The 18639-nt window shown below is 76.3% G+C and carries 15 protein-coding genes; 9 read left to right on the forward strand and 6 right to left on the reverse strand.

All coding sequences use genetic code 11. The features are described 5' to 3' along the window. Positions 1-33 precede the first annotated feature (33 nt). Complete coding sequence (locus tag ACFC0B_RS07400) at positions 34-1866, forward strand: sulfatase-like hydrolase/transferase (RefSeq protein WP_376083471.1); 1833 nt, start codon at positions 34-36, stop codon at positions 1864-1866. A 330-nt stretch (positions 1867-2196) separates the two neighbouring features. Here the strand turns inward: ACFC0B_RS07400 and ACFC0B_RS07405 are convergent, their stop codons facing one another. Genes ACFC0B_RS07405 through ACFC0B_RS07415 form a run of 3 tightly spaced genes read right to left on the reverse strand, consistent with a single transcriptional unit; the run spans position 2197 to position 4681 of the window. Beyond that, complete coding sequence (locus ACFC0B_RS07405) at positions 2197-3084, reverse strand: glycosyltransferase family 2 protein (protein WP_376083472.1); 888 nt, start codon at positions 3082-3084, stop codon at positions 2197-2199. Next, on the reverse strand, positions 3081-3794 hold the full coding sequence (locus tag ACFC0B_RS07410; protein WP_376083474.1) for an HAD family hydrolase: 714 nt from the start codon (positions 3792-3794) through the stop codon (positions 3081-3083). The genes ACFC0B_RS07405 and ACFC0B_RS07410 overlap by 4 nt, the downstream gene beginning before the upstream one ends. Next, positions 3791-4681, reverse strand: coding sequence for a PfkB family carbohydrate kinase (locus tag ACFC0B_RS07415; protein WP_376083476.1), 891 nt, complete (start codon positions 4679-4681; stop codon positions 3791-3793). Before ACFC0B_RS07415 ends, ACFC0B_RS07410 begins: the two co-directional genes overlap by 4 nt. Positions 4682-4925: 244 nt before the next feature. Here ACFC0B_RS07415 and ACFC0B_RS07420 point away from each other — a divergent pair, with 244 nt between their 5' ends. From ACFC0B_RS07420 to ACFC0B_RS07430, 3 genes are read left to right on the forward strand one after another with little or no spacing between them, the layout of a single operon-like run. Next, positions 4926-6923: an aminotransferase class III-fold pyridoxal phosphate-dependent enzyme gene (locus tag ACFC0B_RS07420; RefSeq protein WP_376083478.1), complete on the forward strand. Its 1998-nt coding sequence runs from the start codon at positions 4926-4928 to the stop codon at positions 6921-6923. Further along, on the forward strand, positions 6920-7828 hold the full coding sequence (locus tag ACFC0B_RS07425; RefSeq protein WP_376083480.1) for an inositol monophosphatase family protein: 909 nt from the start codon (positions 6920-6922) through the stop codon (positions 7826-7828). Before ACFC0B_RS07420 ends, ACFC0B_RS07425 begins: the two co-directional genes overlap by 4 nt. A 12-nt stretch (positions 7829-7840) precedes the next feature. Beyond that, a complete protein-coding gene (locus tag ACFC0B_RS07430) occupies positions 7841-9100 on the forward strand; it encodes a hypothetical protein (RefSeq protein ID WP_376083482.1) in 1260 nt (419 codons plus the stop codon). Between the two features lie 15 nt (positions 9101-9115). Here ACFC0B_RS07430 and ACFC0B_RS07435 read toward each other — a convergent pair whose 3' ends face one another. Then, on the reverse strand, positions 9116-9991 hold the full coding sequence (locus tag ACFC0B_RS07435) for an SDR family oxidoreductase (protein WP_376083484.1): 876 nt from the start codon (positions 9989-9991) through the stop codon (positions 9116-9118). Between the two features lie 49 nt (positions 9992-10040). Here ACFC0B_RS07435 and ACFC0B_RS07440 point away from each other — a divergent pair, with 49 nt between their 5' ends. From ACFC0B_RS07440 to ACFC0B_RS07450, 3 genes are read left to right on the forward strand one after another with little or no spacing between them, the layout of a single operon-like run. Next, complete coding sequence (locus tag ACFC0B_RS07440; RefSeq protein WP_376083485.1) at positions 10041-11078, forward strand: zinc-binding dehydrogenase; 1038 nt, start codon at positions 10041-10043, stop codon at positions 11076-11078. A gap of 11 nt (positions 11079-11089) precedes the next feature. Continuing rightward, on the forward strand, positions 11090-13195 hold the full coding sequence (locus ACFC0B_RS07445) for a beta-galactosidase (protein WP_376083487.1): 2106 nt from the start codon (positions 11090-11092) through the stop codon (positions 13193-13195). Next, positions 13192-14142 carry an ROK family protein gene (locus tag ACFC0B_RS07450; RefSeq protein ID WP_376083489.1) on the forward strand — a complete coding sequence of 317 codons (951 nt, stop codon included), beginning with the start codon at positions 13192-13194 and terminating at the stop codon, positions 14140-14142. The genes ACFC0B_RS07445 and ACFC0B_RS07450 overlap by 4 nt, the downstream gene beginning before the upstream one ends. A 24-nt stretch (positions 14143-14166) precedes the next feature. Here ACFC0B_RS07450 and ACFC0B_RS07455 read toward each other — a convergent pair whose 3' ends face one another. Continuing rightward, positions 14167-15228, reverse strand: coding sequence for a polysaccharide pyruvyl transferase family protein (locus tag ACFC0B_RS07455; RefSeq protein ID WP_376083491.1), 1062 nt, complete (start codon positions 15226-15228; stop codon positions 14167-14169). Next, complete coding sequence (locus tag ACFC0B_RS07460) at positions 15225-16427, reverse strand: hypothetical protein (RefSeq protein ID WP_376083493.1); 1203 nt, start codon at positions 16425-16427, stop codon at positions 15225-15227. Before ACFC0B_RS07460 ends, ACFC0B_RS07455 begins: the two co-directional genes overlap by 4 nt. A gap of 322 nt (positions 16428-16749) precedes the next feature. On the opposite strand from ACFC0B_RS07460, the gene ACFC0B_RS07465 reads away from it, so the two are divergent. Continuing rightward, positions 16750-17709, forward strand: coding sequence for an ABC transporter ATP-binding protein (locus ACFC0B_RS07465; RefSeq protein WP_376083495.1), 960 nt, complete (start codon positions 16750-16752; stop codon positions 17707-17709). Then, positions 17706-18539, forward strand: a complete 834-nt coding sequence (locus ACFC0B_RS07470) for an ABC transporter permease subunit (RefSeq protein ID WP_376083497.1) — start codon at positions 17706-17708, stop codon at positions 18537-18539. The genes ACFC0B_RS07465 and ACFC0B_RS07470 overlap by 4 nt, the downstream gene beginning before the upstream one ends. Positions 18540-18639 lie beyond the last annotated feature (100 nt).

Here is an 18639-nt window from a genome sequence, read left to right on the forward strand (position 1 = left end):
CCCCCACCAGCACCGCGTTCCCGAGAGGCCCCCATGAGCACGTCCCGGCCCAACATCCTGTGGACCGTCAGCGAGGACTGCCCGCCCCGCTTCGGCTGCTACGGCGACCCGCTCGCCATCACCCCCCACCTCGACGCCCTCGCCGAGCGGGGCACCCTCTTCACCCACGCCTACAGCCCCGCGCCGGTCTGCGCGCCCTCCCGCTTCGCGCTGCTCACCGGCGTCGCCGCGGAGAGCCACGGCCCGGCCCTGCACCAGCGGGCCACCCCGCACCTCCCCGGGTGGATGACCACCTACCCCGAGCTCCTGCGCGGCCTCGGCTACTACTGCACCAACAACGCCAAGACCGACTACAACAGCGACGCCGACCCGCAGGCCGTCTGGGACGAATCCTCCCGCACCGCCCACTGGCGCAACCGGCCCGACGGCGCCCCCTTCCTCGCGGTGTTCAACTACGACCCGACGCACGAGAGCGCGGTGTTCCGCCGCGAGGAGTTCACCGTCGACCCCGCCGCCGTCCGGCTGCCCGCCTACCTGCCCGACACCCCCGGGATCCGCGGCGACTTCGCGCACTACTACCGCCACATCGCCGGTATGGACGCCTTCGTCGGACGGCTCCTCGCCGAACTGGCGGAGGACGGCGAACTCGACAACACCGTCGTCATCCACACCTCCGACCACGGCGGCGTCAACCCCCGCTCCAAGCGCTGGTGCTACGACGAGGGCCTGCACGTCCCGCTGATCGTCGCCGCCCCCGAGCGCCACGCCCACCGCTTCCCGGCCCCCGGCACCCGCGTCGACGCCGCCGTCTCCACCCTGCGCATCCCGCCCACCCTCGTCGAGCTCGCCGGCGGCGCGGTCCCCGCCCACATGCGGGGCGAGAGCCTCGCCCGCGCCTCCTTCGACACCGACGGCGGACTCGCCTTCTCCATGCGCGGCCGCATGGACGAGCGCCCCGACCTGATACGCACCGTCCGCGACGCCCGCTACCGCTACATCCGCAACTACCACCCCCACCGGCCCTACGGAACGCACCAGGCCTTCGGCTGGCTCGCGGCCGGCTACCGGTCCTGGGAGACCGAGCACCTCGCCGGTCGCCTGGGCCCCGTCCAGGACGCCTTCTGGCACGAGAAGCCGGGCGTCGAACTGTACGACTGCCTCGCCGACCCGGACCAGGTCCACAACCTGGCCGGCGACCCGGCGCACGCCGCCACCGAGAAGCGGCTCGCCGACGCGCTGCGCGCCCACATCCTCGCCGTCCACGACAACGGCTTCCTGCCCGAGGGCTCGCCCGCCGAGGGCCACGACGCCTCCCGCGCCGCCGACGCCTACCCCCTCGCCCGGATCCTCGACCTCGCCGAGGCCGTCGGCCTGCGCGACCCCGCCCGGATCCCGGACTTCCGCACCGCGCTCACCGACCCGGACCCCACCGTCCGCCACTGGGGCGCCGTCGGCCTGCTGGCGCTGGGCGCCGGCACCCTGACCGCCGAGGCCGTCGCGGCGCTGCGCACCGCCGCCAAGTACGACCCCGACCCGCAGGTGCGCATCCCGTGCGCCGAGGCGCTCGCCAAGCACACCGGCGACCCGGCGGGCCCCGCCCTGCTGGCCGCGCTCGTCGACCCCGCGCACCCGCTCACCGTCCGCCTCGACGCCCTCAACGCCCTCACCGCGCTCGGCCCGGAGGCCGCGGCCCCGCACCGCGACGTCGTCGCCGGGACCGCCGACGAGCCCCACGAGTACCTCGGCAACGCCGCCCGGTACCTGCTGCTGCGCATCGACGGCACCTACACCCCGCAGAGCCGGGTCTTCGACATCGAGGGCATGATCGCCCGCGCCGCCGCGGCCGGGCACCCCCTCGCCACGTGATCGGCCCGGTCCGGGACCCCGCCGCGCCCCGGGGTTCCTGAAGGACTCCCCGGACCCGGACGGCTTCGCCGCCGCCGCCACCGGCGACCGCACCGGGGCCGAACGGCTCGGCCGCTCCTCCGTGTTCGCCGGCATCCTGCCCGCCGCGCCGCGCCCCGACCGCGCACCGTGCTGGTGCGGCGCGGCGCGGCCCGGCCCGGCGACACCTGCACGACGCCGCCGCCGGCGTCGGCGGGCACGTTCGCCGTCCACGGCCGGTTCCACGGTGCGCCGGGCGGCGGCACGAGCGGGTCGATCACCGTCGCCCGGCGGCGGGGCCGGCGAGGCGGGTCACAGGTAGCACCGCCGGTGCCGGGCGCTGCCGACGACGCGGCCCGCGCGCAGCGCCAGCTGGGCCAGCAGGGCGGCGCGCCGGTCGGCGGAGCCGAGCAGGTCGGGCGTGCGGAGCAGGAGCCGCCACCAGGCGCCGGCGGCGTCGGCCAGCCGGGAGGACGGCATGCCGGCGCCGGCGAAGTCGCGGTAGAGCTTGGGGTGCGAGCGCCCGTAGCCGTAGGACTGGCGGAGGATGGCCGGTGCGTCGCCGCGGTGCCGGTAGTGCACGACGGCGTGGGGGGCGAAGGCCAGGGGGAACCCGGCCAGTTGGGCGCGCCAGAAGAACTCGGCGTCGTCGCCGCCACCGCGGTAGCTCTCGTCGAAGCCGCCCAGGCGGCTCCAGACCTCCTTGTGGAACCCGCAGTTGGCACCCGCCGGATAGGGCAGGAAGCCGAAGGTGTTCAGCAGGTCGGCGGACTTCTTCGGCGGCCGCGCGGCGAGCGCCACCGGCCCGTTGAGCAGGCGGCGTTCGAGGGCGCCGCCGACGGCCGGGCTGGTGCGCAGGACGTCGACCAGGCCCGCCACCCAGCCGGGGGCCACCACGTCGTCCGCGTCGCACAGGAGCACGTACTCGCCGAGGGCGAGCCGGCAGCCGGTGTTGCGCGCGCGGTTGACGCCGGGGGCCTCGGCGACGGTGGCCACCCGCAGTCGCGGCATGCGCTCCTGCCAGCGCCGCAGCAGCGCCCCGGTGCCGTCGCTCGAGCCGTTCTCGACGACGATGACCTCCCACGGATCCGGATAGCTCTGCCGTCCGAGGGCCTCCAGCTGTGTGGTGATCGTCGTCGCGGCGTTCCGGGCGGGGATGACGACCGAGACCAGGTGCACCGGGCGGGGATCCCCGGTCATCCGGAGCCCCGGGCGGCCGGCCGCGGCGCCCGGACGGCGCGGAGCACCGCGGCGGTGTCGCGGAGGTCCGCCAGCACCGCGTCCGCCCCCGCCGCCCGCAGCTCGGCGGCGCTGCTCGCGCCCGAGGCGACGGCGACCACCCGCGCCCCGCCGGCGCGTCCCGCCTGCACGTCCCGCGGGGTGTCGCCGATCAGGACGGTGGCGGCGGCCTCGAACCCGTGCCCGTACGCGGCCGCCGCGCGCCGCCGGGCCACCGGGACCAGCACGGCCCGCTCGTGCGCGTCGTCGCCGTAGGCGCCGACCGCGAGGTCCATGAACTCCGCCAGCCCGAAGAGCCCCAGCTTCAGGGCGGCGTTGGCCCGCACGTTGCCGGTCAGGACCGACTGGGCCACCTCGCGCTCCGCTCCCAGCGCCCGCAGGGTCTCGACGACGCCGGGCAGGACCCGGCCGACGGTCCGCAGTTCGGTGGCCAGCCCGTGCAGCTGCGAGGTCAACTCGGCCGTGACCAGGTCGGGTTCGACCTCGCTGACGCCGTGCCGGGCGAACAGTTCGGCCATGATGTCCGGCTCGGTGCGGCCCGCGGTGGCGACGCGGTGGAGGGCGGGCCGCCCGGTGAGCCGTTCGAAGGCGCGCGGGTAGACCGCCGCGCAGAGGTGGCCGCCGTCGATCAGCGTGCCGTCGATGTCCCACAGCAGGAGGAGCCGCTTCACACCCGTACCGCCCGTCGCCGGGGGGCGGGCCCGGCCGCGAACGGGCCGCGCTGCGCGGTGCAGGCCGCGCCGTGCCGGGCGGCGAGGTCCAGCGCGTCGGCCGCGCCCGAGCCGGTGGCGAGCGCGTACGTGAGGACGGCCGCGAAGTTGTCCCCGACCCCGTAGGTGTCCACCAGCGGGCCCGGCGCGTGGGCGGGCCGGTAGCGCCGAGGGGGCCGGCCGCAGCGGGTGAACACGCCGCCGTGCCGGCCCTCGGTGCTGACCACCAGGTCCGGCAGCCTCCGCAGCAGCGCCGGGTCGCAGCGCTCGGCCGGGTCGCAGCCGCTGCCCACCAGCGCGTCCACCCGCACCCCGGACTCCAGCACGGTGGCGAACTCGCGCGCCGTCACCACCAGCACGCCCGCCCGCCGGGCCAGACGCAGCAGCGCGGCGTCCCCGGCGGTGAAGAACACCGCGTCGAAGGAGGCCAGTTCGCCCCACGGGATCGGGTCCGCCGCGGCCGGCTGCAGCCGCTCGCCCAGGGTGACGGTGGTGCGCTCACCGGAACGGTCGACCAGGCTCACCGCCGTGCGCGTCGGGCCGGGCCGGGCCGCGGCCACCACCCGTACGGCGCGGCGTTCGAGTTCGGCCCGCGAGCGGCGCCCGGCGTGGTCGTCGCCGAGGGCGGTGAAGAAGGCGCAGCCGCCGGCCAGTTCGGCCAGCCGGACGGCCGCGACCGCGCCGCCGCCGGCCGGGCCCTGCCAGAGCCGGTGCGCATGGGTCACCTCGCCGGCGGCGGGGACCCGCTCCAGGCCCGCGATCGTCGTCCATTCGACGTGCCCCACCACGGCGACCCGCGGCCGGCCCGGGGGAGCCGCCGCCCCGGCGGGGCGGGTGTGCTCGTCCATTGCTCCTCGCCTCCCGCGCCGACGGTCCTCCGCCGGCCTCGCCCCCAGCCGATCACCGCCGACCCGGACGCGCACTCTTTTGTACGCCTGTTGTGGGTACGGCTTCGCGTGCCTGTTGTGGGTACGTCGACGAACCATGAATGGCGGGCCCGCCGGGGCTACGCCATGATGGGACCCCTGGTGCCCCGGCGCCGTGCACCGAACCCCTGGCCGCGCGGCCGTCCGCCGTTCGACGGAGGTGCCCGTGAAGGACGTAGATGCGGTTCTCTTCGATTTCGACGGGACGCTGTGGGATCCGGAGTCCGAGATATTCCGCGCCCACGCGGAGGTTTTCCTGGAATTCGGCCATCGGCTCCCGGCCGAGGTGTGGTCGTCGCTCGTCGGCACGATCGGGTCCGACCTGTGGACGCAGCTCGAACGGGCCACCGGTTGCGCGGTGGACCGCCGCGAGCTGCAGGAACGGGTCGGCCGCCGCCAGCGGGAACTGCTCGGCGGGCTCGGCGGCAGGCCGGGTGTGCACCGGATCCTGGGGGCGGTCGACGCGTTGGGGATCTCCCGCGGGATCGTCAGCAACTCCACCCGGGAATGGGTCGCCCGCTACGCGCGGCAGTGCGGCCTCGCCGAGGGCTGGAGCACCGTGCAGTGCGCCGACGGGGACCGGGCCAGCGCGAAACCGGAGCCGAACCTGTACGTCGCGGCGCTGGACTCGCTGGGAATTCCCGCCGAGCGGGCGGTCGCGTTCGAGGATTCGCCCAATGGCGTGCGGGCCGCGAAAAGAGCGGGAATCCGCTGCGTCGCGATACCGAACGCGATGACCGCGGAACTCGATCTCCAGGAGGCGGATCTGCGGTTCGAATCGTTCGAACAGGTCGATCTGCCAGGAATTATCGGAGGAAAGCCGATGCGAGAGGCCGGCCCCGCGGCGGGCGCCGCCGCCCCGAAGGCCCCGTCCGGCGCGCACGCGTCCGGCGGGGGCACGTCCGGCGGGGACGCCGCGCTGCGGCACTACTACTACCTGCCGGACGAACTCCGGGTGGTCCGCGGCGAGGGCGTGTACCTCTACGCCGACGACGGCCGCCGCTACCTCGACTGCTCCTCGGGGACGTTCAACCTGAGCCTGGGCTACGCCCACCCCGAGATCGTGGAGACGGTCCGCGAACAGGCCGGGCGGCTCATCCACGTCACCTCCAAGTTCCAGACCGACCCGCTGAACGCGCTGGTGGCGAAGCTGGCCGAGGTCTCGCCCGCGAACCTCACCCGGGTGCACCTGAAGTCGGCGAGCGGCTCCGACGCCAACGAGGGCGCCGTCAAGATCGCCCAGGTGCACACCGGCAAGTCCGACGTGGTCACCCTCTTCCGCGGCCACCTCGGCCAGACCCTCGGCATGATCGGGGCCTCCGGCGCGGCCTTCCGGCGCGCCCCCTTCCCCTCCCACCTGCCCGGCGTCGTGCACGTCCCCGACCCGCACTGCCTGCGCTGCTTCTACAAGCAGGAGCGGGCCACCTGCGGGCTGCTGTGCGTCGAGCGGATCAACGACTTCATCGACTACGCGAGCACCGGCCGGGTGGCCTGCGTGGTGCTGGAGCCGATCAGCGGCAACGGCGGCAACGTCGTCCCGCCGGACGGCTACCTGCGGGCGCTCAAGGACCTCTGCGAGGAGCGCGGCATCCTGCTGGTCTTCGACGAGATCCAGACCGGGTTCGGGCGCACCGGCCGGATGTTCGCCGCCGACCACTTCGGCGTCGCCCCGCACCTGATGACCTTCGGCAAGGGCCTCGGCGGCGCCGGGATGCCCATCGCCGGCATCCTGACCGAGGAGCGGCTGACCGGGGTGGAGGGGCACCACATCAACTCGACCTTCGGCGGCAACGTGCTGGCCGCCGCGGCCGCGCTGAAGACCCTGGAGGTCATCGGCCGCCCCGGCTTCCTGGAGAACGTGCGGGACGTCGGCGGGTACGTGCTGGAGCGGCTGCGCGACCTGGCCGGCCGGGTGCCGTTCGTCCAGGAGGTCCGCGGCGTCGGACTGATGATCGGCATCGACATCGTCGACCGCGACGGCCGCCCCGACCCCGGGCTCACCAACCACCTCGCCGAACGCGGCATGGACCACGGACTGCTGCTGCGGACCTCGCTGTACGGGCACGGCAACGTGCTGAAGGTCCGCCCGGCACTGATCATGACCCGTCAGGAGGCGGACGAGATGTGCGACCTGTTGGAACGACTCTTCCTCTCCGTCCCATGAGGGGCCTCGTCCAGGAGCTGTCCGGGCGGATCCGGACGGCCGTGCGCGAGGGACTGCACGAGGTCGGCAGCCGCTACGTGGCGGGCACGGCGAAGGGCGGCGACGCGGAGTTCCCGGTCGACGTGCTGGCCGAGCGGGCCGCCTGGGGGTTCCTGCGGGAGCGCGGCGAGCCGGTGGCCGTCTACACCGAGAGCGAGGGACTGCGGACCATCGGCCGGGCGCCCGAGCACGTGCTGATCATCGACCCCATCGACGGCACCCGCGGCGCCGCCGCCGACCTGGAGATGGCCTGCGTCTCCATCGCCGCCGCCCCCTTCACCGAGGCGCCCGTCATCGGCGACATCCGGTACGCGATGCTCCAGGAGATCAAGACCGGCCACTGGCTGTACGCCGACGCCCACGGCACCGGGATCGAGTCCGGCGGCTTCCCCGCGCCGGTGCCCCGGCTGTCCGCCGTCACCGAGCCCGAGCGGATGTTCTGGTCGCTGGAGTTCAACGGCCACCCGGCGGCGCTGATGACCGGCGCCTACGGCCACCTGATCGACGCCTCGGCCAACACCGGCGGCGTGTACGTGTTCAACAGCGCCTCCTTCTCCATCTCCCGCGTCATCACCGGCCAGATGGACGCCTACGTCGACATCGGCAACCGGCTGCTGCGCGACCGCCCCGCCACCGAGGCGGACTTCCGCCGGGTCGGCCACGGCAGCATCCTGCACCTGTTCCCGTACGACATCGCGGCCTCGGTGTACCTGGCGGAACGCGCCGGCGTCACCATCACCGACGCCTACGGCAAGCCGCTGCACGACACCCTGCTGCTGGACATCGGCCCGCTGAACCAGCGCTCCTGCATCGCCGCCTGCACCCCGCAGCTGCACGCGGCGCTGATCGACTCGATCCGCTGGTAGGAGGCGGCCGCCGTGACCGACCACCGGCACGTCATGACCGACCACCGGCACGTCACCCGGGCCCGCCCGCCCGGCGGGTGGACCGACGCGGCGGCCCTGGCGGCCGTCGCCGACACCCTCGGCCTCACGGTCGGGGCCGAGATCCTGGACGGCGGCTCCCCGGCCCGGGTCCACCGGGCCACCGGCCCCGCCGGGGAGGAGCTGGTGGTCAAGGTCCTGGTGCCCGCGCCGGGCGCGGTGGACGGCCACGACCTGGTCTCCTTCCGCCACAAGCTGCGTCAGATCGACCTGCTGCGCAGCGTCGCCCCGCGGCTGGCGGCGCACTACCTGCCGGTCCCGCAAGCCCTCGACGGTGACGGCTGGGCGGCCTGCACGACGCCGTTCTACGACTCGGCGGACCTCGCGGCGCCCCTGCGGGAGTCGCCGCGGGGCACCCGGGAGTTCTTCCGCCGCTATGCGGCCCTCCTCCAGGCCCTGGTCCTGGACGGGTACGCCGCGCGCTCCCACCCCGCCCCGGCCGGCCACCTGGCGGACGTCGTCGTGGGCCGCTTCCTGCGGCGGCTGCCCCTGCTCGCCCGGGCCCTGCCGGGGGAGCTGATGGCCGCCGAGCGCCTCACCGTCAACGGCGTGCCGTGCCGGGCCCCGCAGCTGGTCCTGGAGCGGCTGGCCGGCCGGCTGGCGCGACTGGCTCCGGCCCGCCTGATGGCCCCCGCCCACGGCGACGCCAACACCCGCAACGTGCTGCTCTCCACCCGCCCCGGCGCGGCGGCCGCGGACTTCCGCCTCATCGACCCGCGCGGCTCCGTCGAGCCCTGGGACCCGGTCTACGACCTGGCGAAGACGCTCTTCAGCCTCAGCGTGTGGGACCCCGCGCTGCGCACGGGCTTCGCGGTGCGCCGCACGGCGGAGCACGGCTACCGGGTGGGCTTCCGGCAGCCGGTGTTCCCGGGCTACCGCGCGGCGATCCGCGCCTTCCTGCCCCACCTGGCGGCCCACGAGGGCCTGTCGGACCTGTTCCGCGAGGACCCGGGCTGGTGGGAGCGGCTGCTGCTGACCCATGACCTGCACGTCCTGGCGGAGGCGCCGTGCCGCCTCTCCGACCGCAAGCCCAAGCCCGACCTGCGGGGCGGGAACTCCACCCCTGCCGAACTCGCCCTCGGCCACTACCTACTGGGCACCCTGCTGATCAACGACCTCGCCGCCCAGCTCGCCCGCCCCGCCGGTGTGGACCCCGCGACCCACCTCGCCCTGGTGACCGACCAACTGCCCTGAAGACCCCCGCCTTCCCTAGAGTCCCCCGCCCGCCAGGTGGGCGAGGGCGGTGTCCAGGGCGGGGCCCAGGAGGGGGTGGCGGGTGCTGCGGAGGACGAGGTGCGGCGGGCGGGGGCAGTCGGCGCGGGGCTGAGGGCCCCGGGCGGGGAGCACCCGGGTGGGCAGGCGGAGGGCCCGCTGGACGCGGGACATCAGCTCGAAGCGGGTCACCACGTCGGCGCCGCCGTAGTGCAGGACCCCCGTGTGGTGCCACAGCCGGGCCAGGGCCGGGGCGACGCTGGGGAGGTAGACGGGGGCGCAGACCAGGTCGGTGCGGGCGGGGGTGGTCGGCGAGGCGAGGCGGGCGAGGAAGGTGTTCGCCCAGGGGCCGCGTCCGAAGACGAGGGGGAGCCGGACGGCCAGATGGCCGCCCTCGGCGAGCAGCAGGTCCTCGGCTGCCGCCTTGGTGCGTCCGTAGACGTTGACCGGGGAGGGCGGGTCGGCTTCGGTGTACCGGGGGCGGGTGCCGTCGAAGACGTTGTCGCTGGACAGCAGGACCAGCTTCGCCGCCGAGCCGCGCAGGGCGTCCAGCAGCACCTCGACGGGGCGGACGTTGAGCCGGTGGGCCAGGGCGGGGTCGGCCTCGGCCGCTTCCAGGGGGACCAGGCCGGCGGCGTGGACGACGAGGTCGAAGCCGTCGGCCGCGAGCGCCGCCAGCCGGGTCTCGTCGCGCAGGTCCAGCCGGACCAGGCCCGGGACCGGCCGGGTGGCGTACGTGCCGACCACCGTGTGACGGGGGGCCAGGTGGTTCCAGAGGCCGCCGCCCACGAACCCCGACGCGCCGAGCAGCAGGATCCTCAGGCGGGAGCCCGGCGGTGCCTCCCACCCACTCGGCCGACCGTACCGGTTCATATCGGACACCCTATGGCACTGTTGGGGAACGAACCGGTGGGAGGCAGCGATGAAGGCCGTCGTGTTCGAGGACGTGGGCCTGCCCGGCCTCCACGATCGCGCCGTCCCCTCCTTCGGAGCGGGCGAGGTCCTGGTCAGGGTGGCGGCCACCGGCATCTGCGGGACGGACCGGGCGATCCTGCTGGGCGAGTTCCCCGCCCGGCGGGGTGTGGTGCTGGGGCACGAGGCGGTCGGCACGGTGGCCGCGGTCGGGGCGGGCGTCGGCGCGCCGGCGCCGGGCGACCGGGTCGTGATCAACCCGACGTACCACTGCGACCGCTGCCGCCCCTGCCGGCGCGGGATGCCGGCCCACTGCGGGGTGAAGGCGGGCCGGGAGGTCGGCGTCGACCGGGACGGGACGATGGCCGAGTTCGCCGTGGTGCCCGAGCGCTTCGTCCACCGGCTGCCCGCCGCGGTGTCCTACCGGCGGGGGGTCCTGGTGGAGCCGCTCGCCTGCGTGCTGAACAACCTGGCGGCGGCCCGGCCGCGCTGGGACGACCGGGTGCTCGTGGTCGGCGCCGGCCCGATCGGGGCACTGTGCGCGCTGGTCCTGGCCCGGCGCGGCGCCAGGGTCACGCTGGCCGAGCGCGATCCGGGCCGGGTGGCCCTCGCCCGCCTGCTGCTGCCGCGCACGGTCCGGGTGCTGGCCGCCGAGGAGGCGGCCGGGGCGGGCGCGCCCGACGTCGCCGTCGACACCACCGGGTCCCTGCCGGGCGACGTCCTCGGCGCGATGGCGCCCGGGGGCACCGTCGTGGTGATGGGCGAGAAGGAGGCCGGTGTCGCCACCGTGCCGCTGCGGGCCCTGGTGACCAGGGGGATCCGGCTGGTGGGGGCGGGACCGTACCGCCCGGCGGACTTCGAACTGGCGGTGGAGCTCGCGTCGGAACTGCCGCTGGAGGACCTGGTGACCCATGTGCTGCCGCTCGAGCGGTACGCCGAGGCCCTCGCGATGCTGGGCGTCGCACCGGCCGGGCCGGGCCGGAAGGAGGCGGACGGGTACCGCGCGATGAAGGTCCTGCTCGCCGCGGACGGGGGCCTCGCCCCATGAGGCCCCGCTTCTTGGACGGCACGCTGTGGCTGGACGGGCGGCCCCGGTTCCTGATCACCGGCGAGTACCCCTACTACCGGGACCACCACGGGCGCTGGGCCGCCAAGTTGGGCGCCATCCGCGCGGCCGGGATCGAGGTGGTGACCTGCTACGTCCCCTGGCGGCACCACGAGATCGCCGACGGCGACGGCCGCCGGTGGTGCTTCGACGGGGACGGCAACCGCGACCTGGGCGGCTTCCTGGGGCTGGTCGCCGCGGCCGGACTGCTCGCCGTGGTGAAGCCCGGCCCCTTCGTCCACGCCGAACTGCCCTTCGGCGGGCTGCCCGACCGGGTCAGCCCCACGCTCGACCCGGCCAGGCCCGCCGCCCGCTCCGCCGACGGCCGGCCGCTGCCCTGCCAGCAGTACGCCCTGCCCTCGGCCCTGGACCCGGGCTTCCTCGCGGACGCGACCGGCTGGCTGCGCGCCGTCGGCCGCTTCCTGCGGCCGTTCGCACATCCGCACGGCCCGGTCGTCGCCGCCCAGATCGGCAACGAGGGGCACTACGGGGAGAGCGCCCTGCCGATCGACGCGCTCGACTACTCGCGGCCCGGCGCCGAGTCCTTCGCCCGCTCCGCACCCGGCACGGACCCGCCCACCCGGGAGGAGGACCGGCTGTCCGCCGACGGCCTGCGCTCCCTGGTCGGCTGGGGGCGGTGGTCGGCCGAGGCGCTCGCCACCGGGATGGCGGCGCTGGCCGAGGCACTCGGCCCCGACGTCCCCGCCTTCACCACCCACGCGCCGCCCGCCAGGGCCGACCGCGTGCCCGGACGGGAGGCCGGACGCCACGACGCCTGGCTGGCCAGGAACCGGGTCGGCGCCGCCACCGCGCTGCCCCGCGCCTACACCAGCTGGACCGGCGACGTGCTGTCCGACGAGGAGGCCCTGGTCAACTACGTGCTGGCGGCCAAGGCCGGACCGGGCCCCAACATCGAGGAGAACTGGGGGCTCCGCTGGGCGGAGGAGGGCTGCGCCTTCCCGGTGGTGCCGATCCACCACACCCTGCTCGGCGTGGCCTGCGGGGCGACCGGCATCAGCGTCTACCCGGCCTGCGCCACCGAGGGCTGGGGCCGGCACCTCGCGGTGGACCGCGCCTGGCTGGCGGCGACGGCCGGCGACCCCGTGCCGTTCGACCCGCCGTACGGGGACGCCGCCCCGATCCGGCTCGACGCCGGCCCCGGCCCGGCCTTCGCGGCGGTACGGGTGCTGACCCACTTCCTGGCCGGGCGGCAGGACGCGCTGGCCGTCTCCCGCCCCGAGCCCGGCGTGTGCTGGGGCGTCCATCCGCCCTACGCGGCCGTCGGCGCCTGGGACCGGACGGGGAACGGGGACCGGCCCGTGCCCTCGGCCGCGCGCACCCTGGTCCCCTTCGTCGCCCACTGCCTGCGGCGCAGCCTGCCCTTCCGGCTGGCCGAACTCACCGGCCGCACGGCCCTCGACCCCTCCGCCGGGCCGCTGGTCACCGTCTCGGGCCGCTTCATGGAGCGGGCCCTGCAACGGCGGCTCGCCGCGTTCGCCGAGCACGGCGGAGCGCTGCTCCTGGTGGGCGAACCACCGGCGCTGGACGAGGACCTGGAACCCTGGACCGAGTTGGCCGAGGCGGTGCGGCGGTGCCGGACCGGCCGGGTGCGCACGGCGCCCCTCGCCGGTCAGCCCCTCGGAGCGGCCGTGGAGAACTGGCTGCGCGACAGTCAGGGACCGCCGGCCGGGCCGGGGCCGTGGCTCGAACTGCGCAGGACCACCGCGGACCCCGAGGAGGCGCTCGTCTTCCTCTTCAACCGCTCCGGCGCCCCGCTGCGGGCCCGCACCGCGTGCGGCGGACACCCGGTGACGGCGGACCTGGTCGGGGGCGGCTGCGCCGTCGTCCAGGTGGCGGGCGGACGGCTCGGGGCCTGCTACGTGAAGGGCCTGAACGAGCGGACCGGCGCCCGGCTGCCGGTCCGGGTGCGGGTCGGCGACGATCTGCTGAGGTCCGACCGGCCGTGCGACCTGTCGGCCCTCGCAGGGCCGGGCGGCTTCGAGGTGCGGACCGCCGCCGCGTCCGGCGAGGCCGGCGTCGTCCTGCCGGAGGCGCCGTGACCGCGGCCCCGGCCGAGGCGGTCGGCATCGACGTCGGCGGCACCAAGATCGCGGCGGTGCGGGTGACGGCCGGCGGCGCGGTGGCGGCGCGCGCCCGCTGCGCCACGCCGCGCCGTACGGCGGACGACCTGGTGGCCGCCATCGCCGGTCTGGTGGCGCGGGTGCGCGGTGAGCGGGTCACGGCGGTCGGGGTCGGGCTGCCGGGCATGGTCGACGCCCGGACCGGGGCGCTGGCCTTCGCCCCCGGCCTGGAGTTCGCGCGCGCCCCGCTGCGGGACCTGATCGCGGACGCCGTCGGGCTTCCGGTGGTGACGGACAACGATGCCAACGCCGCCGCGTGGGCCGAGTACCGGCTCGGGGCGGGGCGGGGGTACGAGCACCTGGTCCTGGTGACGCTGGGCACGGGCCTGGGGTGCGGGGTGGTCGTCGCCGGGCGGCTGCTGCACGGCGCGCACGGCTTCGCCGCCGAGGCCAGCCACCTGACCGTCGAACCCGGGGGCCCGCTGTGCGAGTGCGGGCGGTACGGGTGCTGGGGTGTCGCGGCGCACGGTGTCGCCATCGCGGGGCTCGGGCGGGAGGCCGCGGCGTCCCGCCCGGAGTCCCTGCTGGCCCGGTTGATCGGCGAGGGCGGGGCGGACCCCGGAGAGGCCGTCACCGAGGCCGGGCGCGGCGGCGACGAGCGGGCGCTGGAGATCCTGGACCGGGTGGGAACGCTCACCGGTGTCGGACTCGCCGCCCTGGCCAACCTGTTCGACCCCGCCGTGATGATCGTCGGAGGCGGTCCGGTGTCGGCGGGGGAGCTGCTGCTCGCACCGGCGCGTGCCGAGTTCGTCCGCCGGGTGTACGCGTCCGGCGACCGCCCGCCCGTGCCCGTGCTCGCGGCCCGCTTCGCCAACGACGCCGGGGCGGTCGGGGCGGCGCTGCTGGCGGTCGACCGGGCGCGGTGACGCCCGCGGCCGGCCGGCGGGCACTCAGCGGTCCCGCGCCGGCCGGGGCGTGGCGGGGTCGGCGAGCAGGGCGGCGGCCGTCCGGAGCGCCCGGTCGGCGTCGGGCGCCCGCCGGGCGACGGCCCGGTGCCGGTCGTGCCCCCAGGTCTGCCAGTAGCCGCCGACCTTGCCGTGCCGGTCGTCGACCACGACGTGCGGCAGGCCGAGCAGCAGGCTCAGCAGGTGGCCGTGCAGCCGGTCGGTGACCACGGCCGAGGCGCTGCCGAGCAGCCGGCAGCCGCGCCGGAGCTGGAGCCGGGCGTGGTGGTCCTGGGCGTCGGCGAGCTCGGCCGCCGCCCGGGCGCCCGCCGTGCCGCGGACCTCGGCCGAGGCCGCCGCGATCCGCTGCCGGACGGCCCGCGCCGCGGCGACCCAGTGCGCGTCCGCGCCCTCCTGCCCGGTCCAGTCGGTCCGGTGCACCCCGGCCCCCGTTCCGGCGCCGTCCGGCTCGTCCGGGGCGGCCGACTCGTGGTCAGTGCGCCGCAGCCACAGGATCCGCCGCTCGGGTCGCGCCAGGCGGGGCAGGCCGGTCAGCGCGAAGGCGCAGTCCGGGGCGAGCACGGAGGGCGCGCGGAAGGAGCGGCGGGCCGCGCGCAGGCTGTGCTCGTCGCGCAGCAGCAGGACCAGATCGGGGTGCGCGTCGAACACCGCCCGGGCCCGCTCCAGGCCGGCCGGGTCGCCGAAGTGGACGGACTGCGGCAGCTGGATGATCCGGTGCCCCGGGAAGGCGCTGATCACGTGTTCGCGCGTCCGCTGGTGGCTCGGCCACAGATCGCCCAGGTTGCCGCCGCCGGTGAGCAGGATGGTGCCGCTCGGCAGCCGCTCGGCGAGGGCGGCCGCGCGGAAGTCGTGGTGATCGGCGGTGTAGACGACCTCGGCGCCCAGCCCGTCCAGCAGCGAGCGCGCGCCCAGCCAGATGGCGCTGTCGCCGACGTTGCCGTAGCTGGGGAAGCCCAGCAGGGCGCAGCGGCTCGACGGCTCGATCAACGCGCCGAGGACGTCGGTGAGTCGGCGCCGGAGACCGGCCCACCGGTCGAGCCCGGTCACGGCGCCGCCGCCGTCCCGGGGAACGGCCCGTGGCGGTCGGCCGCCAGCTCGGCCGCCGCCGCGAGATCGGGGCGGCCCAGGGCGGCGGCGTCGCGTCCCGCCTCGCGCATGGCGTCCCGGGCGTCCGCCGAGCCCATCGGGACGTCGCGGAGCCGGTCGAGGTCGAGGACGCGGGGCAGTGTGCCGCACCGCCCGAGCACACCGGCCGACTCCAGGGCGACCATGGTCCGCAGGCACTTCTCGCAGGCGCCGCAGTTGCGCCCAGGGCGGTCCCGCCAGCAGACCGCGAGGTTCCGCAGGGCGAGGTCGGAGTGCGCCAGACGGCGCGCCACCTTCTGCGTCCTGGTGGCGTCGGCGCCGTCGTGGACGATCTCCAGCGCCTCGGTGGACCACAGGTGGTCCAGCACCGGGTGCGACCCGTACGGCGGCAGATGGCGGTAGTCGAAGCTGGCCGCGATCAGGCAGCGGCCCAGCAGGCCCTGCAGCGCCAGCGCGGTGGCGGCGAGCGCGGCGCCGTGGAAGTCCTCCCAGCGGACCAGCGGCGCCGTGAAGGCGCGCAGGTCGGTCTCCACCCGCACCGCCCGGGCGCCGCTCCGGCCGGCCACCCGTCGGACCCGGTCGAGCAGCCGGTCGTGGTCCGGCCCGGCGTGCTGCTCGAAGTTCACGAACAGCAGGTCGGTCACGGGTCGGTGGCCGGGCTCGGCGCGGCGCTCGGCGTCCCCGAGCAGGCTGTAGAAGGAGTCCACGCCCAGGGTGAAGAACAGTCCCACGGCGGCGGGCCCGCGCGGCGCCTCGACGGGCTCGGCCGCCGTCACCCGGACCGGGCGCAGCCGCTCCCACCAGGCCGCGTAGATGTCCACGACGGTCCGCGCCGAGCGCAGCAGCCGGGCGGAGACCGGGGCGTCGACCACCAGGTCCTCGCCGAGGCGCATCGCCGGCATCAGCAGCGCGGCGAGGAAGGCGTCGCCGCGCTCGGGCAGCCAGCCGCGCTCGGGCAGGCGGTCGTGCTCGGGCAGGCGGTCGTGTCCGGGCGGCCGGTCGAGTCCGGGCAGCCAGCCGCGCTCGGGCGGCCGGTCGTTCTCGGCCCCGGGCACCGTGAAGTGGAGCCGTGCCGAAGGGAGTTCCGCACCGGCCCGGACCGCTGCCGACAGCCGCCACCCGTCCGCGGCCGGTTCGCACCTGACGTCCTCGACGATCATTCTTCCGCCCTTCCGGCTGCCGTCCGGCCCGCGCCCCGCACGGTCGTCGGCTCCCGCTCCGCTTCTACCAGGCCGGCCCCGGCCCGCCCGGGCGCCGCCGTACCGCGCTCGCCGGTGTCCACCCGCCCGGGCCAGCCCCCGGACGGGCCGGTTCCCGCAGGGGCCTGCGACCCGGGACCGCGGCCCGTCCGGGCCCGGCGGGCAGGGCCGTTCGGCCCCGTGCGCGCGGATCGCGGGCGCGGCAGGGTGGGGGAGCGGCGGCCCGGTTGGCCGCGGTCCGGCGCGGGAACCATGGATCCGCGCTCACCACGGGAGGTGGAGCATGTCCGCTGCGGGCACGGCGGTGATCGAGCTCAGATCGCTGACCAAACGGTACGGCCGGAGCGTCGGCGTCGACGGCCTGGACCTCGACATCGGCGCGGGCGAGGTGTTCGGCCTGCTCGGGCCCAACGGTGCGGGGAAGACCACCACGCTCCGCTGCCTGGTCGGACTACTGAAGCCGAGCGCCGGAGCGGTCCGGATCCTGGGCCTGGACCCGGTGGCCGACCACCGCCGGGTGTCGCCGTCCATCGGCTACCTCCCGGGCGAGCTGCGGCTCTACCCCGAACTCACCGGACGCCAGACGCTCGACCTGCTGGCGAGCCTCCAGGGCGTGGCCGCGCCGCGGCAGGCCGAGCTCTGCACCCGGCTCAGCCTGTCCCGGGCCGACCTGGACAAGTCGGTGGGGGCGTACTCGCGGGGCATGAAGCAGAAGCTCGGACTCGTCCAGGCCCTGCAGCACCGGCCGGCCCTGACCGTGCTCGACGAACCCACCGAGGGGCTGGACCCGCTGGTCCAGGAGGTCTTCTTCGAACTCCTCGCCGAGGAGACGGCGGCGGGCCGCACGGTGCTGCTCTCCAGCCACGTCCTGCCGGAGGTTCAGCGGGCCTGCGGCCGGGTGGCGATCATCCGCGGCGGGCGGCTGGTGGCGGTCCAGTCGGTGGCCGCCCTGCGCCGCGCCCGGGCCCGGCGGATCCGGTTGGTGCTGGGCGACGGGCGGGGCGAGCGGCCGCTGGGCGCGGCCGAGCGGTGGTCCCCGCGCTGGGACGGCCCCCGGGTGGAGCTGCTGGTGCCCCCGGACGATCTCGTGGCGGCGGTGCGCGACCTGCTCGCCGCCCTGCCGGTCGCCGACCTCACCGTCGAGGAGGCCGGACTGGACGAGGCCTTCCTCGACCTCTACCGGACCGGCGAGGAGCCGGCTGCCGAACCGGGGAGCGGCGCGGGACCGGAGGCGCGGTCATGAGCCGGGCCACCGTCAGCCGACGGCTTCCCCTGGTCTGGCTGGCCCTGCACCGGCGCCGGCGGATGCTGCTGTCGCTGGTGCTCGGCATGGTCGTCTTCGAGGCCCTGATCGTCGTGATCACCGGGACGGTGCCGCCCGCCGACCTGTTCGGCGGCACGGCGAACCCGCCGGACGCCTTCAAGGCGTTCAGCGGCTCCAACGGGGACGTCTCCATCGCCAGCTACCCCGGCCTGCTCGGCGCCGGACTCACCCACCCCTTCTGGATCGCGCTCCAGCTGACCGCCATCGGCGCGCTGGGCGCGGCCGCGGTCGCCGCCGACGTCGAGTCGGGCACCATCGAGCTGCTGATGACCCGCCCGGTCTCCCGCCGCCGGCTGCTGGCCGAGCGGACCGCGGCGCTCGCCGCCGCGTCGGTCCTGCTGAACGCCGCGGCCACCGCCACGGTGGCGGTCGGCGTCGCGCTCTCGCCCGACCTGCGGGCCGCCGTCCCGATCGGCGGGGTGTTCGCCGCCGGACTGCTGGGGTGCGGCTTCACGCTCTGCCTGACCGGGCCGGTGCTCGCCGTCTCGGCCGTCAGCCGCCGCCGGGCGCACGTGGTCGGTGCGGCGGTCGCCATCGGCGCGGTCGGCTTCGCGCTCAACTTCGTGGCCCTCGCCTGGGAGCCCGCCGCCCCGCTGCGCTACCTCAGCCCCTTCCACTACTACACGCCCGGCGACGCCCTGGCCCACGGCACCGTCCCCTGGTCCTCGCTCGCCGTCCTCTGCGCCGCCGGCGTGGCCGGCCTGGTCGCCGCCTTCGCGCTGCTCGACCGCCGCGACCTAGCGATCTGAGGGGCCGGAGGCCGGCGGCCCGTCACCCTCCGACCGGCGCCCCCGGGCCCGGTGCCGGGCAGGTGGCGATCGCGCGACCGCCGCCCCGGACCCGGGTGTT

It is taken from the genome of Kitasatospora sp. NPDC056184, assembly GCF_042268405.1.
Classification (GTDB): domain Bacteria; phylum Actinomycetota; class Actinomycetes; order Streptomycetales; family Streptomycetaceae; genus Kitasatospora.

Coding starts and splice junctions, on each gene's coding strand:
- ACFC0B_RS07400 (WP_376083471.1), top strand. CDS start 34: ATGAGCACGTCCCGGCCCAACATCCTGTGGACCGTCAGCGAGGACTGC.
- ACFC0B_RS07405 (WP_376083472.1), bottom strand. CDS start 3,084: ATGACCGGGGATCCCCGCCCGGTGCACCTGGTCTCGGTCGTCATCCCC.
- ACFC0B_RS07415 (WP_376083476.1), bottom strand. CDS start 4,681: ATGGACGAGCACACCCGCCCCGCCGGGGCGGCGGCTCCCCCGGGCCGG.
- ACFC0B_RS07425 (WP_376083480.1), top strand. CDS start 6,920: ATGAGGGGCCTCGTCCAGGAGCTGTCCGGGCGGATCCGGACGGCCGTG.
- ACFC0B_RS07435 (WP_376083484.1), bottom strand. CDS start 9,991: ATGAACCGGTACGGTCGGCCGAGTGGGTGGGAGGCACCGCCGGGCTCC.
- ACFC0B_RS07440 (WP_376083485.1), top strand. CDS start 10,041: ATGAAGGCCGTCGTGTTCGAGGACGTGGGCCTGCCCGGCCTCCACGAT.
- ACFC0B_RS07460 (WP_376083493.1), bottom strand. CDS start 16,427: ATGATCGTCGAGGACGTCAGGTGCGAACCGGCCGCGGACGGGTGGCGG.
- ACFC0B_RS07465 (WP_376083495.1), top strand. CDS start 16,750: ATGTCCGCTGCGGGCACGGCGGTGATCGAGCTCAGATCGCTGACCAAA.
- ACFC0B_RS07470 (WP_376083497.1), top strand. CDS start 17,706: ATGAGCCGGGCCACCGTCAGCCGACGGCTTCCCCTGGTCTGGCTGGCC.